Origin of the sequence: Burkholderia sp. TSV86 (assembly GCF_001522865.1) — a bacterium.
In the GTDB taxonomy this organism is placed as follows: domain Bacteria; phylum Pseudomonadota; class Gammaproteobacteria; order Burkholderiales; family Burkholderiaceae; genus Burkholderia.
This window is the reverse complement of record NZ_LOWB01000126.1, coordinates 1-15,616: the sequence shown is the minus strand read 5'-3', so window position 1 is coordinate 15,616 and position 15,616 is coordinate 1. Positions and strand designations below refer to the sequence as shown.

Annotated in this window: 14 protein-coding genes and 4 pseudogenes; 3 read left to right on the top strand and 15 right to left on the bottom strand. The window is 56.8% G+C overall.

Going from position 1 to position 15,616, the window contains the following annotated elements; all coding sequences use genetic code 11:
- Positions 1-99: 99 nt before the first annotated feature.
- A pseudogene (locus WS68_RS26990) lies at positions 100-302 on the top strand (IS3 family transposase); the annotation flags it as partial.
- Positions 303-443: 141 nt separating this feature from the next.
- Here the strand turns inward: WS68_RS26990 and WS68_RS23960 are convergent.
- The 12 genes and pseudogenes from WS68_RS23960 to WS68_RS26980 form a co-directional block, all read right to left on the bottom strand.
- On the bottom strand, positions 444-842 hold the full coding sequence (locus WS68_RS23960) for a PIN domain-containing protein (RefSeq protein WP_059573215.1): 399 nt from the start codon (positions 840-842) through the stop codon (positions 444-446).
- On the bottom strand, positions 839-1,084 hold the full coding sequence (locus tag WS68_RS23955; RefSeq protein WP_059573214.1) for an AbrB/MazE/SpoVT family DNA-binding domain-containing protein: 246 nt from the start codon (positions 1,082-1,084) through the stop codon (positions 839-841). The genes WS68_RS23960 and WS68_RS23955 overlap by 4 nt, the downstream gene beginning before the upstream one ends.
- 359 nt (positions 1,085-1,443) lie before the next feature.
- Positions 1,444-1,833: a hypothetical protein gene (locus WS68_RS23945; RefSeq protein ID WP_059573212.1), complete on the bottom strand. Its 390-nt coding sequence runs from the start codon at positions 1,831-1,833 to the stop codon at positions 1,444-1,446.
- Positions 1,834-1,862: 29 nt separating this feature from the next.
- Positions 1,863-2,282, bottom strand: a complete 420-nt coding sequence (locus WS68_RS23940; protein WP_059573211.1) for a type II toxin-antitoxin system VapC family toxin — start codon at positions 2,280-2,282, stop codon at positions 1,863-1,865.
- Positions 2,269-2,502: a FitA-like ribbon-helix-helix domain-containing protein gene (locus WS68_RS23935; protein ID WP_059573210.1), complete on the bottom strand. Its 234-nt coding sequence runs from the start codon at positions 2,500-2,502 to the stop codon at positions 2,269-2,271. The genes WS68_RS23940 and WS68_RS23935 overlap by 14 nt, the downstream gene beginning before the upstream one ends.
- Positions 2,503-2,711: 209 nt before the next feature.
- Positions 2,712-2,960 (bottom strand): type II toxin-antitoxin system RelE/ParE family toxin, encoded by a 249-nt coding sequence (locus WS68_RS23930; protein WP_059573217.1) that lies wholly within the window; start codon positions 2,958-2,960, stop codon positions 2,712-2,714.
- A gap of 231 nt (positions 2,961-3,191) precedes the next feature.
- Positions 3,192-4,112: an FkbM family methyltransferase gene (locus WS68_RS23925; protein WP_231753106.1), complete on the bottom strand. Its 921-nt coding sequence runs from the start codon at positions 4,110-4,112 to the stop codon at positions 3,192-3,194.
- Positions 4,109-4,750 (bottom strand): 2OG-Fe(II) oxygenase, encoded by a 642-nt coding sequence (locus WS68_RS23920; protein WP_059573209.1) that lies wholly within the window; start codon positions 4,748-4,750, stop codon positions 4,109-4,111. The genes WS68_RS23925 and WS68_RS23920 overlap by 4 nt, the downstream gene beginning before the upstream one ends.
- 39 nt (positions 4,751-4,789) lie before the next feature.
- Positions 4,790-8,140 (bottom strand): autotransporter domain-containing protein, encoded by a 3,351-nt coding sequence (locus WS68_RS23915; protein WP_059573208.1) that lies wholly within the window; start codon positions 8,138-8,140, stop codon positions 4,790-4,792.
- Between the two features lie 309 nt (positions 8,141-8,449).
- Positions 8,450-10,405 carry a PEP/pyruvate-binding domain-containing protein gene (locus WS68_RS26985; RefSeq protein WP_082710273.1) on the bottom strand — a complete coding sequence of 652 codons (1,956 nt, stop codon included), beginning with the start codon at positions 10,403-10,405 and terminating at the stop codon, positions 8,450-8,452.
- A 617-nt stretch (positions 10,406-11,022) separates the two neighbouring features.
- On the bottom strand, positions 11,023-11,865 hold the full coding sequence (locus tag WS68_RS23910; protein WP_156429654.1) for a hypothetical protein: 843 nt from the start codon (positions 11,863-11,865) through the stop codon (positions 11,023-11,025).
- A 128-nt stretch (positions 11,866-11,993) separates the two neighbouring features.
- A pseudogene (locus tag WS68_RS26980) lies at positions 11,994-12,146 on the bottom strand (IS5/IS1182 family transposase); the annotation flags it as partial.
- 531 nt (positions 12,147-12,677) lie between these two features.
- Between WS68_RS26980 and WS68_RS28090 the strand changes: the two are divergent.
- Positions 12,678-12,776: pseudogene (locus WS68_RS28090) on the top strand (IS5/IS1182 family transposase); the annotation flags it as partial.
- A gap of 106 nt (positions 12,777-12,882) precedes the next feature.
- Here WS68_RS28090 and WS68_RS23905 read toward each other — a convergent pair.
- The 3 genes and pseudogenes from WS68_RS23905 to WS68_RS23900 all read right to left on the bottom strand — a co-directional run bounded on the left by WS68_RS23905 (position 12,883) and on the right by WS68_RS23900 (position 14,953).
- Entirely contained in the window at positions 12,883-13,653 is a 771-nt protein-coding gene (locus tag WS68_RS23905) for a DUF3320 domain-containing protein (RefSeq protein WP_059573206.1), read from the bottom strand.
- Positions 13,654-13,677: 24 nt separating this feature from the next.
- A pseudogene (locus WS68_RS29660) lies at positions 13,678-13,791 on the bottom strand (hypothetical protein); the annotation flags it as partial.
- Between the two features lie 805 nt (positions 13,792-14,596).
- Positions 14,597-14,953 (bottom strand): hypothetical protein, encoded by a 357-nt coding sequence (locus WS68_RS23900; RefSeq protein ID WP_059573205.1) that lies wholly within the window; start codon positions 14,951-14,953, stop codon positions 14,597-14,599.
- A gap of 165 nt (positions 14,954-15,118) precedes the next feature.
- On the opposite strand from WS68_RS23900, the gene WS68_RS23895 reads away from it, so the two are divergent.
- On the top strand, positions 15,119-15,574 hold the full coding sequence (locus tag WS68_RS23895) for a hypothetical protein (protein WP_059573204.1): 456 nt from the start codon (positions 15,119-15,121) through the stop codon (positions 15,572-15,574).
- Positions 15,575-15,616: the final 42 nt, after the last annotated feature.

Here is a 15,616-nt window from a genome sequence, read left to right as displayed (position 1 = left end):
CCGCTGCCTGACGCGCTACAGTTTGCCTTTTCTTCTTCATTGGCATATCCATGACTTTTACACCTCATGATATGCCCCGCCCACGAAATCACGGATAGGCCCGATAATGCAGCCTGCGAAGGTTTCTTCGGGCGCCTCAAGACGAATTGTTCTATCCTCGCGGCTGGCGGGCCACGACCGTTGATCAATTCATCGAAGTCGTTGACTCGTACATCCGCTGGTACAACGCAAAGCGGATCAAGGTCTCGCCCGGCTTCCTGAGCCCGGTCGAATACCGGCAGAGTCTTGGAATTGCGGCATAAGTCAGTCCAAGAATTTGGCCGCCCCCCCTACACATGAGCCGTCGTGACCCGTCATCCACACGGTATCACCGGCCGCCGAGACGTCGATGCTGTAAAGCTCTTCCATCATTTCCTATTCAGGTTTATTGCCTTGTGCCGCGATTACTTGATCAACTGCATCCCGGCGACCTTCGAGGCCGTCACGTCGAAAGTAGCCGTGTACTCACACTCGGCCACATACCCGGAACGCTCTATCAGACAGTCAGAAAAATCCGCCTTTGGAGATGCCGCGAAAACGCGAAGTGCCTTTCGCACCGTGTCCACACCTTCAACAATCAGTTCCTTGGTCCCGATCATCGAGTCGATGATGTCCTTCATCTGCTCGCGCTCGACGCCATAGCAGCGCCCAAGGACCCACACGACCTCCACCAGTGCGACCTGCGAAACGTATCCCGGCCGCTCGGCCGACAGGGACTCCATCAACACGGTCGCCTTCTTCGACTGAACGGCGTCGTCCTGAGCGAAGTAGCGGACCAACACATTCGTATCCAGGCCGATCATCGCGCAGATGCCCCCTGCTCGGCGATGGCCCGATTCATATCCTCAATTGATACCGGTTTCGCGGGCTTCTTTACGATGCCCTTGAGCGCCGCGAGCGAGCGCGTGGCTGGGTAGACCTCATATCGGCCCGTCGCCTCATTGAAGCTGAATTCAATCCGGTCGCCGGCCTCCAAGCCAAGTTGATTGCGCACGTCCACTGGGATCGTGACCTGGCCCTTCGAAGTGATAGTTGCTGCTGTCATGGTGACACCTCCAATACGCCTTACCTTAGGGTAAGGAACATCGAAAAGCAAGTGTAAACCGCAGATGTACCGCACGACAAAGGACCGCCGAGATTGGCAGGCATCACTCGCCGAGATCAATCGCGACGACAACTTCCCGCTGATCGCGTTTGGACACACCAAAATAGGGCGAAATGTGAGCGAGGCGAGCATGCCCCAACAGAATCTACACCGTTTCGAGCGAATGTCCGCTCGCCAGCAGGCGACTGACAAACGTCCGCCGGCCAGCTAAACCACCTTCGTCGCTACGAGCCAGGCCTCAGCTCATCACCTTGTTCGGCTTTCACACCGGCTTCCATCGAGTGCTTCCGTTTTCCGATTTACTTGGAGACCAACAGCGCGATGTCATCGTGAAGCAGTGCCGCCTCGCGCCAAAGAGCCGTTTGTTGGACGTCCGACATTTGATCCCACACCGTTGTCACGCTCGAGGCAGTGCCTTGAATTCCTGATCTGACGAACAAGCTGCTGCCCGGATCGAGCAGCGCTTCCAGGTAGCCTAGTACGATGTCGCAGAAGACCTCGCACTCATCCTCCCTTCGCAGATCAAGACGATGCTCCTCGAGACCGGTGAAGAAGCGCTTCATCGCCACCTGCTCTCCTTCTATGTCAAGCGCAACAGTAGATGCCCACGCACTAACTTGTTCGTCCGAAAACTCCTTCAGAAGAAGCGCCGCGAGTATGGGCGAAAGGGAACACTGCAAGTCGATCATCGTTGTTTTCCCCGTTGTTAGTTCCAGCCCTATCCTTTGAAAGGGTTTAGCACGCGGGCACCCGTTCCGGCGAAATCATCAACATTTCGCGTCACCACAGTCAGGTCATGAATCAACGCAGTTGCGGCAATCAACTTATCCAGCGAATGCTCCGGGTGAGGGGCACGTAAGCGTCCCCACAGTTGTCCTATCTCTTCGTCCACCGCCAGAATGTTCGAAGCAAATTCCCGGAACACGCCATCGAGCCAGTTTGCAAGACGCGTTGCCTGGGGCTTGTCGCCACGGTGGCGAAGGATTTCCACACCCCGCCGCAATTCGCCAACCGTTACCACCGACAGGTACAGATCAGCATCATCCTGCGCAGCCTTGCGAAAGAAAGCCATTACGCCCTTGTCCGCTCGATCCCGCTTCCGTACTTCGCTAACCACGTTGGTATCAACCAAATACATTCGCCGCCTCACCATCATCCACGCGCGCAAAATCGACATCGGTGCCGACGTTCGGAATGCTCATCAACACTTCCGCGAATGTCTTGCGCTGCGGCGCGCGTAGCGCCTTTGCCAAAATCTCGCGATGTTCGGCTTCCGCGCTACGCCCGTGGGCTGCAGCCCGCTCGCGCAGGCTTTGGACAAGTGCCTCGTCTACGTTTCTCACCAGAAGATTTGCCATGATTCCCCCACTCGATTTGCTATCAATGATAGCAATCTTTGAGGAAAGTGCAAGCATTGATAGCAAATCCGGGCGGCACGCTATCATCCACTGCCCGAGCTAATGTAGGGGCTCCAAATTGGGACCAGTGCTATCGGAATTTACGACACCGATGGCGCAACGATAACGCGGCCACCGTAGAAACCCATGGAAGGCCCCATGTGCTCCAATCAATAGTAATCGTCCTCCCGCTGGAGGCGTATCGCCAAAATCGTCACCTGCTGATCGCTCTCGATTTCGAACAACGCCACGTAGCCCGACACTTCGAACGACACGATCAATTCTCGGAGAAACGGATTACGTTCAGCCGCCTTGCGGCAGGTAAACGGAAACGACCGCAGTACTTCAACGCCCTGCCGAATTGCCTGCAATGCCCGCTCAGCGACTGCGGCATCCTGGTCGAGCAGAAATGGATACAGCCGCAGCAGATCCTCGCCGACGGTATTGTCGAGCGTCGAATCAGCGGTGATCGACAGGTTCGGTGCAACAACCGAGTCGCCCTGATTGGTCATCGAGCCGGTGTGGATCGCCGCGCTCGTGCCTGGCCAAGCTGGCCGCCGTCGTTCGTCAGCGTGCCGCTGGCGATCCCCAGGGAAAAGAGCATGCAATAAATCGAACAAAAAATGGCGTGCCCGTAGCGGGCACGGCGATTAATACCGCCCAAAGTTTTGAATAATTTTCCAAATCTCACTTGAGGCTGAATCTTCGTCAGAAACCGCTATGATATTGTCACCCAAATCATGAATTCTATATTTTTTAGATGCCAAATACATAAGCATTTCATCAAAATCCGATTTTATTTTCTCCACAAACATAACGGGCCTCGATGAATTTAATGTTTTACTCGCTCCCTTCAAGACCGACATCTCCATCCCTTCGACATCAATCTTCACAAGATCGATTTCACTGCAATTTAATGAGTCTATCGTAATCAAAGGAACGTCATATCCGGAATTATAATCTACACACTGCCCGATATCCTCATTCCCCTTCCCTTCAATCAACTCCAAGCTTCCAAAACTCGATTTTTTATGATAATCGACATTCGGTATTTTCAATGTTCCATTTGTATCGCCTATTGCGGCATTTTTTGCCTCAACATTTAGACAATTATTGATGGCAATATTTCCACATAATGCGTAATAGACGGGTCGTTGCGCCTCAATCGAAATTACTTCACCGGCACCCTCAAGCGCTCGTGCGAATTCGACCGTATGGACGCCGATGTTTGCACCACAATCGATTGCAACAATTTTCCTTTTCCCGTTCATGAGAGATTTTTTTAATTTTAATATTGCCACAAGCAAATCGATATCGTTTTTATAAAAAGCCCCAGTCTCAAGAATATTCCACCCGACTCCATAAATTCCGTACTTATCATTCTGATTTTCGTCATTTCTATTTACAATGAGCGTTCCATGAATCGTGGATGCAAGAATATACGAAACCTTCATGAACACCTCATATGGAATCAATCGGAACCGTGAATCAGGCAGTCGGCTTTCAAATGGGCTCGCCAGTTTGCGCAGCAGCAACGCACAACTCAGCGGTTTGCCGAGCTTATTTTTCATCGGGTCTTCGTCGATGAATCACCGCAAGAGTTGATAGTGCTAATCTGCGTCTTGAACATCAGCGTGATACGCATCGTCGGGCAAGTGCGCGAAACACCGCGCGCGACATGATAGACAAAGCCAGGAAAAACCAGCAGCCGATTCGGTTTCGGATAGATTGCCGCAAGAATGTCCGTCCGGTCCTTGTTGAAGAAGACCGTTTCGCCACCCCAATCCGGGTTCCAATGTTCGTGCGGGTAGTACACCGCCGTGCAGGCGCCAATCTCGAGCGAATCGGTATGCACTGCGCCGTCGGTACCGTAGGGCAAACCGTTCGCGTAGCAGCTCTGCAGCGCATGACGCGGCAGATACGACTGCGCGATATGCTGCCAACACGCATGCAACAGCGGTGCGCGCGCTGCCAGTTCATCGCTTGCGTCGTGATGTCCGGTCAGCCGCGCCGGGTCCCTCGATCCGGCGAAGTGCCGGTTCCAAAACGGTTCGGCACCGGCTCCGTTGTGCGAGCGCCAGCCGTGGTGCCACGGCCCGTCCGACAGGAATTGTTGGACCGCCGCCTGCTCGTCACGAGGCAACAGGTCGTCAATGATGGTGATATCTTGCCAAATATCGCTCGCGCTTGGTCGAGTGTCGAGATTCATCCTCGCTCCGTCAATAACGGCAGGCGTCCGCCCACCTGCTCAGAACTTCCAGCTCAGGTTGCCTTGCACTGCGTGATCCGACTGGCGGCTCGCTAGGGCGCCCGAGTAACCGATGCTTGCACGCCCCCCCTTGCCAAACGTAAAACCGGCGTTCAGGTTGACCACCGCCGTGTCCTTCGCGACCGGCACGCTCGCAACCGTGAAGCTGTTGCTGCCGGATGCAAACGCGAGTGTCGCGATCGGACGGCCACTCGACAGCGCGTGCTGCCATCCCACGCTCCCCTGCAGCGTGAGCTGCATCACCGATGTCAGCGCGAACTGCGTCGTGCCACGCACGCCGAGCGTCGAGAACGATACGTCGTTGTTTCCTTCCTGCACGCGCACCGCGGCAGCGCCGCCCGTCTCGGTCATCCCGTGATTGTTTAGGTGGACGTAAGCGAACCGACCGAACGGCTCGATTTCGGCTGCGCCTCCGATCTCGAGCCGATAGGCTGTCTCGGTGAACACTTGGGTTGTCTCGGCGTTCAACGTGCCGGTCTCGTACTCCGGCGTCGCGCCGTACTGAACGTAGCGGTCGACGCCGCCGCGGTGCCATGCGTGCACCACGCCCGCGCGCAATCCGAACGCGTTGGGTTGCCACGCGGCGTACGCACCGAGATGGAAGCTGTCGAACGACCCGGAGGACGGCTGATCACGCAAGCTGACGCCGCTGTGACTGTAGCCCGCGAGGCCCCCTACCCGAACGCCGTCGCGCACCGCCGCGTCCGCGCCCGCGAGGAAGCCACCCGTCGAACTAGTGTAGCCGTTGACACCATCGCCGCGAGCACTGCCCCACGAGCCTAGCAGTCGCGCCCAGACGCCGGGCCGCGACTCAGCCGTATCGCGGATCGTCGCGAGCCGGTCGAGTACCGCGTCGCGCACCTGCCGGCTTTCATTGATGAGCGTCGCATAGGCGGCCGGGTAGATCTCGCCCGTCAGTTGCGCGAGTGTCGCTTGCGGCACCTGCGCGGAAGTCGCAAACAACACGCTGTTGTATACCACGCTGCCCGGATTCAACGTCTCCAGCGCGTTCGCGACGCTGCGTTCGTTATTCGTGCGCGCGACGCTCGCGAACGGCGTGGCGTTGCGGTTTACAACCAGGCTGACGCTCGTCGGGCCGTATACCACCGCCGGCGACACGAACAGATAACCACCGGGCGCCACGAATTGACCTTCAACACCGCCCGCCGCATTGAGGATGACGAAGCGGCGTCCCAGCACGGAGCGCGACTGCTCCAGGTTCAATGGCGGCGGTGCATTCTCAAGCGCGAGGCTCAACGCTCCACCTGCCACAAGCGCCTTGCCGCCCGCATCGATCCGGTCGCTCGCACCACTCGGCGACAACTCGACCGCGTAGGTCGAGCCCGCCGCGAAACTCACGTCGCCCGCCACTGATAGCGCGCCGACCGAGTGCCCTGGCGCGACCGTGCCGCCTGCCACCGCGCTCAACGAGCGCATCGCGCCGTTGCCGTTCACGAGCCCCCCGTTGGCGACTGACACATCGCCGCTCGCGCCGTCGAGCGACGCGCGCCCACCGTCGACCACGACGTTGCCCGTCCGCCCCGTAATCGCCGCCACGCCGAGCGGCTTGACATTCACGTTGCTGCTCACGCCTCCCAGCGCGGCAACACCGTTCGTTAGCAGCACGTCGCCGGTCGTCCCCGTGCTCGTCACGGCTACGGCACCGGCCTGGTCGATCGACAGACGCGCGCTCGTGCCCGCGATCGTCGCGACGCCGCCGTTCACCGCGATATCGGTCGCGCGCCCATTTACCGTGAGCCGCCCGGCCGCGTTGACAATCGCGCCGGACGCGATCGAGCCGTCGATTCGCAGTTCGCCGCCGTCGACGGTTGTGAGCCCTCGATAGGTGTTCGCCCCCGCGAGCGTCAATGTACCGCCGCCCACTTTGACGAGACTGCCCTGATATTCGCGGGCTTGATAGGCCGCCTCGCGGGTGACGCCCGTCGCATAGTCCACTTTATCGCCATCGCTCGCGCCGGCCGGCAGTCCCTGCTCCCAGCCCTTCGCCTTCAGCGTGTCGAGCCACGCGCGGTGCTCGGCGTCGTCCTCCACCTTGCGCGCCGCGAGCGCGACGTCCGAGATGTCGTTCGACCACACGTCGGTGACGCCAGACGGCAACGCGACGCGGAACGTACCGAGCAGTTGTCCCGGTCCGTTCATCGCCTTGCGCAGGTCAACGAGCCCCCAGCCGCCGAACTCGTTCGGCACGTTCGACGTTCCTGGCTTCGCGGGGTGAACGGGCGAATACAAACTGTTATTGCTGGTGTAGTCCGGCCGGCTCGGGTCCGGCTCCATGTTCTGCGCGGTGGTAAACATTACCGACAGCGCTTGCTCGCTCGTCATGTACGGAAACCGCTCCATGATGAGCGCGAGCGCCGCGGACGCGTGCGGCGCGGCGGCAGACGTGCCGTTGAAGTTCGCATAGGTCGCCCCCGTGGGCGCCGCGGAACTGCCCGAATACGACGTGGACGGCACACCGGTCGGCGCCATCACGCACCACCATTTCGCGATGCCGCACTTGTTGTAGACCTGCCCGCTCTGCTGGTCGTAGCCCGTCGTCGTCATCCAGTGCCCCTCCAGCTCCGGATGAAAGTACGCATACGAGCCGCGCAGGCTCGCATTGCCGTAGCCGGTATTGCCCGCACTGAAGTTATTGATCACGCCGTCGCGCGATACCTTCGCCGCCGCGTCGAGCCACGTGCCTTGTCCGGTTTGGATGCGCACTGCCTCGTGCAGCTTGTACGCGTCGGTGATGGTCGCGAGCGTGCTATAGTTTTCATTGCCCGGCTGCGAACCCCAGCTGTTGCTGATGACGCGCACGCCCTTCGCCGCGAGCGCGTCGTAGACGTCGGCGAAGTATTTCGCGTTCGACGTCGGGAATTTCGGGTCCGACACACCAAACAGGAAGCCGTCGGTCGCGTTGGTGTTACCCTCGTAGACCATCGCGTCGGGTGCGACGCCGTGCATCCCGACGCCATCGCGGGCACCGCCGATCACGCCGCTCACGAGCGTGCCGTGATTGTTGTTCTTCTGATTTAGCACGCCCGACACGCCGCCAGCGGTGACGGGCACAAAGCGGCTGGCGGACAGTTCGGGATGTTGCGCGTAATAGCCTGAATCGAGTACCCCGATCGAGATGTTCTTGCCGGTGAAACCCGCTGCGTACGCATACTCGGCGTGCATCGCACCGAGCCCCCATTCGCTGATGAACTCCGGCGTGCGCCAGCTTGCGGGATCGCCGAGTTTGCCGGGTTCCTGATACGACGCGGCCTGTGCACCGGCCGGCCTCGGAATCACGGCGGCGGCAACGAGCAGTTGGAACAGCAGCATCGAAGTGGCGCGGCGCGCACGAGTTAATTCGTTAATGTTATTAGGATGATTAATCACGTTTAATGTGCCAAGGTTCGCAGAAGAGCCCTGGTGGACAGGGGGCTGCGGCAAAGATTAGTTAACCAAAATATGATTGTCTATCGGTGATGGCTACTCGTAGAGGCTGGAGTTGCTCCTGCAATACTGGACACGGCATCACACTAAGGTTGCTGAATCCATCGAGCGCCGGAACTCGCGCGGCGAGCGGTCCCACTTATCTGGCTGCCCGAATTCGCGCGGCCGCCTCTAGCCGGTTGACGGCGCGGCGGTTCAAGAATCGATTGGCGCGGACACGCCTACAGTTCCTTCCGACGCATTGACCTCCAGCCAGTCGCCAGTGCGGATGCGCTGTGTTGCAGTGCGCGTTCCGATTACCGTTGGAATGCCAAGCTCGCGCGCGACTAAAGCCGCATGTGAAATAATGCCGCCCTCATCCGTCACGATAGCGCCTGCTTTCCTGCATGCGAGCATGAGTTCCGGTCCAGTCGATCCGGTGACGAGCACCGAACCCGGCGCCATCGAGTCAATGCGACGCAGAAGCTCGGAGCCGTGAAGCCCGTGGATGACTTCCGCCAACCCGGCATATCGCCCACTCGAAGCGGAGCGTCCGCGTAGTACAGTCGATCTGTAGTCTGGCCTCATCAGACGGCTTATCAGGCGCGCTGCCTTCGCACCGGTGACATGCGTTGTTCCGATCGCTACTTCGCACAATTCATGTTCCGGTCGTCGGGGTAGTGCACCGTGAGCGAGCGCATCGGAAACATCGTGCCAGTCACAATCGATAAGGTATGCTGGACAATTGCCACCGAGGCGCAGCGCGATTTCCTCAAGCAATGGTGTCGCAAGCTCGGGGATTTGATCCAAACGGCGTCGCTGCATAAATTTCAGGAGCATCATCCGTCTTAGCACGCGCGGCCGAATCAGCGAGCGTTCAACTTGCGACCACCCTTCCGTGCTGTGGGATTCAGTGACGAAATAGACGCGCCAGAGATCTAGGCTGTGCTTTACACATGCGGCAAGCCGCTCCGCAAGTTCGAGTAGCGTCATTTGTGCAGGCGTCGACGCAGTTCGTGCCATGTCATCAAACGCCTTCAATGTCAGACGTACTCGATGAAGGTAGTCGTCGTATCCATCTGTATAACAGGAAAATGCGGCATTACTGAGCACCGTTCTAAGGTTTTTCGAGATGAACAAGGTATGCTGACGACCTTTTTGACAGGCAATGAATCCTGATCGCCGATAGCCAGCATCGAGATAGAGTGACGCAAAGAAACGAGGGTAAGTCGTATGCCACAAAAGCTCGAACTCCGAAAGCTGCGCAGCCGTGCTTAGATCCACGGGAGAATGCGGTTGCGGGACGATCGGACGGCACTGCACGAGGTAGGTCCGATCTGACGACGCAGCCCATTCAACATCCACTGGATAACCGAAGATCGCTTCAGCCTGAAGGGTATAGTCCGTTAATTGTTCTATCAACCAGTTTGGCCACTCCTCAGGCGCATGTTGCATTGCCTTCGGGTCGGAAGACGAGATTGTCAAGTGACCGTCTCGCCGCTTCCGGCGCTCTATAAGAATACTGGTGATTCGCGCGCGGCCACTCATGAAGGCGTCTCCGGTCCCTGGCGCGCCCTCGATCAAGAGGGTGTCGGGCAACGTAGGATGGGAAGAAAATGCCACACCAGAGCGAAGCGCCGGCACCATCCGCTGAACAATTACCGCGCATGCGTAAGGCATAGGCGGAGCTCCCAGATGCCAAAGCGCTATCGTACTGAACAACGATGACCAACAGTCCACAATCGCGGTTAACAGCTCCCCGCTGGATACGTTCAGGAAAGATTCGAAATGCCCCGCAGCACTCCGGTGGCGTTGATCTTCGCCGAGGCCGCTCGATCTGACGGCCACCAGGTCATCGAGATAGGGACGATGGGCAACCTCGATCTGCTTTCGCATGAAAGCGGGGAAGGTAGCTTGCGAGAACAACGTTCGGATAATCGATGAGCTTCGTGTGACTGACTCGACGCTTTCCTTGTCCATGGTGGCAAGTACAGGACCGATGCGTTCATTCAGGCAATTGGCTTCAATGAACCCGTTCAGCATTTCGCTGGAAATAACATAACCCTCGGGAACCGGGAGGCCTACTGACAGCATGCACCCCAAATGGTAGGCCTTTGCACCGATGTTACGGCGACTGCTGGAGCGCCCGACCGCAGACAAGTCGATGATCATTGAAGCTCCTTTCCGATCGAGCTTCTTGTAAAGCGGAGCGGCGATCGGTATCTGCTATGGCGCACGGTCGACGAGTGCTGAACCGAACTCAACGAGTTGGTGCAGAAGCACCGTGACAAGGTTGCAGCCAAGCGTTGTTTCGACGGATGTTGGAGCGGCAATCCGGCACCGCAGAAATTCGTAGCAAATTTGCCGTGCAACTGTCTGGCGGCGAAGGCCGCAGTCCTGCTGTTGGTCCGCATGAAACACATCTTGGTGAACGTTGCGACTGGAGTGAACAGTCGCACGGAGAACAGCCATCAGCCCCCACACCGGCATGGATGTCAATGATTGGGGCCGTAGTTCGCGTCGCACACAGGTATCTCTGGAATGCTTCGGCCCGATTCGACAGCATTTCGCACTGCCTCGGCACCGGATGGCTGATTCGCCGTAACGCGTGGTCCTCCGATAGCACCTTGCTTCGTGGTTAATCTGGATCACGCCGAATTCAATCGCCCTCCACTCGATGATAAGGAAGTCAATGCATTGGCGATCAAATCGACCAATGGCCGGGAAGTTGATAATGCCATCGATTGCGTAGACGGCCATCCTCAGCATTCCGGCCGCCCCACTCTCAATCACCCATTTGCCGCACCTCCCTTGTCATCAGCTGAATCGCTGCCAATAACTGCATTTCTTTCCGCCAGCAAATGAGAAATGGCCGCTCCGATGCTCGCGGAAATTAGCGCAAGTGCATCCTTGCTTAGATATATCGCGGCGGCAGCGAGACCGGAAATCAGGACAATAACAAATAGAATGTTGAATTTAGAAACCCCTCGCTTAAGCGATAGCGAAGCCTCGCTCGATTTCACTTTATCGTCCAAGTCTCGTTTTATGGCGTGTTTTGCAATGTTTTCACGCAGCGAAGTAAATTGAATCTCGGCATTTCTAAGATTTCCGATTGTCTCAATGCCATGCTCCTCAATGTATATTTTACAGAAATAAAAATCTCCACCAGGGTGCCCCAGTAGATTTAAGCTTAGGGAGGTTTCCGCGATATCCTTCAACATTGGGTCGCCATTTGGCATGATCAGTTGATCGTAGACATTTTTGCAATAACGTGCCAGCAATCCATCAGCCTGCTTTTTTATATCCCCTGTTGATCGAGCGCGGCGTATTAGTTCTCTGGCATCGATGAATCTCTTTTCCAGGGTGCCTATTTGATCAGGCGTCAACTTGGCAAGTTGTTCGGGCAAGCTCGGAGGAGCTTCGCCATTATTGACAGTAAATTCTTCACTCCCGCCCAATAACAGATCAAAGCAGGTATCCCTCAGCAGAGGCTCCGATTCATCCATGAGCCCATTCCAAATATTTGGACCGTGGCGACGAAAGGAATCAGCAAGCTCGGTCGACTCGGAGCTTAATATTGCCTCCCGCACGGCATCACGATACGTCCACCCGCTTTGCTTGATTGGGTTCATCTCCACCTCTCAAACAAGAAATAGCGCACGAAAAATTCCGATATCCCGAGAGGCCGCGAGTCACTCTCAGAATATCCGGCACATCATCTGCCAGTATGCTCAGTGCGCGCTGCACTACTCAATTCTATCGTTGGCCCGGCGTCCGGTATGCCCTCAAGGGCGGCTTCACCGATCCACATCGTGACGTTACCTCGTTTGATCAGACCGGCATTGTAGGTCGACCAGTTCCTGACACAGTAGCGCGCCTCCCGCTCGCACGCCTTGCCCTTGTCCCTGTGCATCTTCTTGAAGCCAAAAATCGAGAATCTACGCAGGAACCCGAGTTGTTAACAGGGGTGTAGGACCGGCTGTTGTGCGTAAATGTCGGCCGGCCGCTTGCTTGCCCGATTTATGCAACAGCGCCTCGTACACGCGGTCAATTTCGCATACTTGGTGATCCGAGCGCATCAAGATGCTCGCCAAAGATTCGCCATGGTAGCCAGCGTTACCGATAACGACGATCTTCATCAGCTTTCCGTCGGTATATGCTGCATGGTGTCTGCTTTTCCGTTAATTTAATGGATAATTCGCGTATAGAAATATAGACAATATTTTCGATTCGAGTTGGTTTCGGTGTAAAAATTTATTGTTGAATAAATTGATAACAAATTGCTTGATAGTATTGATTTTTGAAATTCATGGTTTACAAGAATGCCATCCTTAATTTTGGCGTAGGCGCTCCTTAGGAAAACACTGATTTATCCGGCCCGGAGGTCATAGCGGACGCAGCCGAGGACGTTGTAGAAGATAGTTCACGGAACGAGCCCACGACGATGAAACGGCAAATGAGCTTTACGGAAGCGGAAAGCGCGGGCAAGAAGCGCTTGACCCAGCGCCAGCGTTTCCTGGACGAGATGGAAAAGCTCGTGCCGTGATCGCGGTTGCTAACGGCAATCGAGCCGTAAGCGCCTTGAGCTCGTCTAGCGAGATTCGTCAACAGAGCGTGCGGTGCTATCGGTAGCCCGTATGAACTCAACGTTATTCACATCGCCATGCTTGCTCCAAGCGCTCCCTGCTCGCGCCGCGCAGTCGAAGGAGGCCCAACTCTCGACCCATGGCGTTGAGTCCCGACTCCTCATCATGCCCCTCGGCTTGCAGTTTCGTTGCAAGCGCTCTCAGCTCTGCGATTGAAACCTCATCTACCGGTCGTGTAGCTCCGGGCAGCGGACTTCTGAACGCTAAAGATGCCTTATCACCGACAGTCTTAGGCCGGATAAACAGGCCAACATCTTCAGTCTCTGCATCGAAGTGCTTCGATGCGAGGTCGACCACGCGATTCAGAATGCGAGAGCCGGTTCGGGACCATCCATGCGCGCGAGCAATACGTCTTGCCAGAACCTCGTCGCGCACGGGTCCCTCGACGTTGACGACTGCTGTAATCATCGCGAGCAGACGCTCGTCGTAAGAGTGAGCGAAGAACAGCTCCGGGTCACGCTCGTGGTCGGAAATGGTCAAGTCAACTTCAACGAATATCGCCTCCTCGCGCCCAACGGATGTCGGCGTTGACGCGTCACGGGCGTACATGAGCGGCGCGTCATCTTCGGAGACTGCAGCCTTCGATACCACCTTCGGCGCAACAACTTCCACTGCATTTGCGTTACTGAATCCGCTGCCTGAACCCGATTTTGCGGCGATGAGGACCTCGTCCGCGATTGCCGCAGCGCTCTGCATCTCCACCTCCCCTGCTTCTCGTCTGACGGCAAGCAAAGCGCGCAGTTGACTATCCACCTTCTCGAGGGTGCCCGGCATGTCAACCCACCAGTCTGTCGACCAGATTCGGACGATTTCCCAACCAAGTCCTCTCAGAACCTGCTCGCGCAGCTTATCGCGGTCACGCGCCGTCGCTGAGCGATGGTAGGTCGCGCCATCACATTCAACGCCTGCCAGATATCCATCAATGGTCTCCCACTACAACCAGCTATTCGTCTAGACGTGTTGCCACGAACGCTCGCTTCCTCCGGAAACATCCGTGCCAACCGTACTTTCTAATCCCCGTTCAAGCGGTACAGAAGCTTCCACTTGGCGAACCCACCAGCGCGTCGAACAACAGTCAGACCTCGGATGCGAACGGCAGCGGGGAAATTAGGATACCAGCGGCAAGATGTATTACAAGGACAATAAATGTCACCAGAATGCTGAAAGCAATAAAATCGGTGTCGGGCTTATCTGATGGCTTCGCGGAGCGGTGTTGGTTCAGCCGCCTTACGTTGCTTCATCGCTATCTGACGCCTGCGCAGTTCGCTCGGGCGCACGATGCAAAGCAGCAGTTTTTAACCTCGGACTCTAACTGCATTCGGACTAAAACCGGGAGCAGGTCAGACGCCCCAGATAGCGGCTCGCGTGCCACCACCGGCGGCTGCGACTGCACTGTCACGACTGGCGAAAACGCCGACGCAGATGAGTTCGCCAGCTCACCCGTCACACCGTCGCCGCGAACGGCGCCCGTCAGCACTTCATCGATGTCGCAAACGCAGACGGGGTGGAACGTGACCTACACGGGGCCCAAGCGCGCTGCCTGTCGGGATCGTGCAAGCGGGCGACGCATTCGAACGGCTCGAGCAGACTCGGGCAGACGGCACGGCAAATTCGGCGACTGGTTGGCCAACTGCGCAAGCAAGGGCGATAAGGTCTCGTGTCGCAGCGGCGCGCGCCCCCCAGCAACAACCGATTGGACAGCCCGACTGCTGCGGTCTTACGCATGCCCTATGGCCATCGCGAACAACGTGTACTGATTTTTCTGGGTACTGTTGGTCGGCTCGGCAGTGATCTGCACTTGGTTCAATCCTAATACCAGATAGTCGTGGAAATTGATGGAGGTAAAATCGGTATTGCGTAGATCGATGCTGGTGACATTGTTTTGTCCACCCTGGCCTTCGGCGGCATCGACATAAACCGTCACGGTGTAGAGACCATTGATGGTGACAGTGAGTTTACAAGCACTACTCTGAGTCCCGATCCAGTTCATTAGAAAGAGGGCATAGTTATTAGCAGTATCGAGCACCTTGAAATTCACCGTTAACGACACCGGAGTGCTGAATTCGGTAGTCATTGAGGAATTGAAGCCGCTTCCTGTTATTACCGACAGTCGAGCGTTATGTAGAGTAGCCACGGTAAACGCTTCGTCAGCAAGGTGGCAGTGTTGGATTACTGCACATAAAGTTTCATGATTGGGGTCTGGCGGTCATCTGGATCGCCTTTTGTGAGGAGCTCGATCATGGAGCATTCCACCCTTCAAGTTTCAAATCATCTTCCGTTGCAGCAGTTCGTTGCAGGTGCCGTGCGCGAACTGGAGAGGCTTCAGTACAGCAGACGATCATTGGAGCGCTACCGCGTCGTCTGGCAACGTCTCATCTCGTTCTGTCACGAGATGCGCTCGGGAGACGAGTACTCGCAGAACCTGGCGGCACAGTTTTGCACGGTGTATCAGGTACGTGCAGGTGAATGCCTAGCTTCAGGCCAGGGATGGCGACGGCATATCGTGTTTGCCCTTAAGGTTCTGGAGGACTTTGCACGTGACGGGTATATTGAGCGCACCGTCACCGACATGCAGAAGATGCAAGCGCCGGCATCCATGAGCAGGACGTTGCGTGACTATGAACTGCGGTGGACTAGACTAAATCTGACAGTGGTTGGTTTTTCATGCTGGCGCGCATTGGCGCGAAGGGCGTAGCCCGTAGCGGCAATGCGCGCCGCGAACAGCAAGGAGTCCACC

Coding starts and splice junctions, on each gene's coding strand:
- WS68_RS23960 (WP_059573215.1), bottom strand. CDS start 842: ATGATCGGCCTGGATACGAATGTGTTGGTCCGCTACTTCGCTCAGGAC.
- WS68_RS23955 (WP_059573214.1), bottom strand. CDS start 1,084: ATGACAGCAGCAACTATCACTTCGAAGGGCCAGGTCACGATCCCAGTG.
- WS68_RS23945 (WP_059573212.1), bottom strand. CDS start 1,833: ATGATCGACTTGCAGTGTTCCCTTTCGCCCATACTCGCGGCGCTTCTT.
- WS68_RS23940 (WP_059573211.1), bottom strand. CDS start 2,282: ATGTATTTGGTTGATACCAACGTGGTTAGCGAAGTACGGAAGCGGGAT.
- WS68_RS23935 (WP_059573210.1), bottom strand. CDS start 2,502: ATGGCAAATCTTCTGGTGAGAAACGTAGACGAGGCACTTGTCCAAAGC.
- WS68_RS23925 (WP_231753106.1), bottom strand. CDS start 4,112: ATGAAAAATAAGCTCGGCAAACCGCTGAGTTGTGCGTTGCTGCTGCGC.
- WS68_RS23920 (WP_059573209.1), bottom strand. CDS start 4,750: ATGAATCTCGACACTCGACCAAGCGCGAGCGATATTTGGCAAGATATC.
- WS68_RS23915 (WP_059573208.1), bottom strand. CDS start 8,140: ATGCTGCTGTTCCAACTGCTCGTTGCCGCCGCCGTGATTCCGAGGCCG.
- WS68_RS26985 (WP_082710273.1), bottom strand. CDS start 10,405: ATGATCATCGACTTGTCTGCGGTCGGGCGCTCCAGCAGTCGCCGTAAC.
- WS68_RS23910 (WP_156429654.1), bottom strand. CDS start 11,865: ATGAACCCAATCAAGCAAAGCGGGTGGACGTATCGTGATGCCGTGCGG.
- WS68_RS23905 (WP_059573206.1), bottom strand. CDS start 13,653: ATGCCGGGCACCCTCGAGAAGGTGGATAGTCAACTGCGCGCTTTGCTT.
- WS68_RS23900 (WP_059573205.1), bottom strand. CDS start 14,953: ATGACTACCGAATTCAGCACTCCGGTGTCGTTAACGGTGAATTTCAAG.
- WS68_RS23895 (WP_059573204.1), top strand. CDS start 15,119: ATGGAGCATTCCACCCTTCAAGTTTCAAATCATCTTCCGTTGCAGCAG.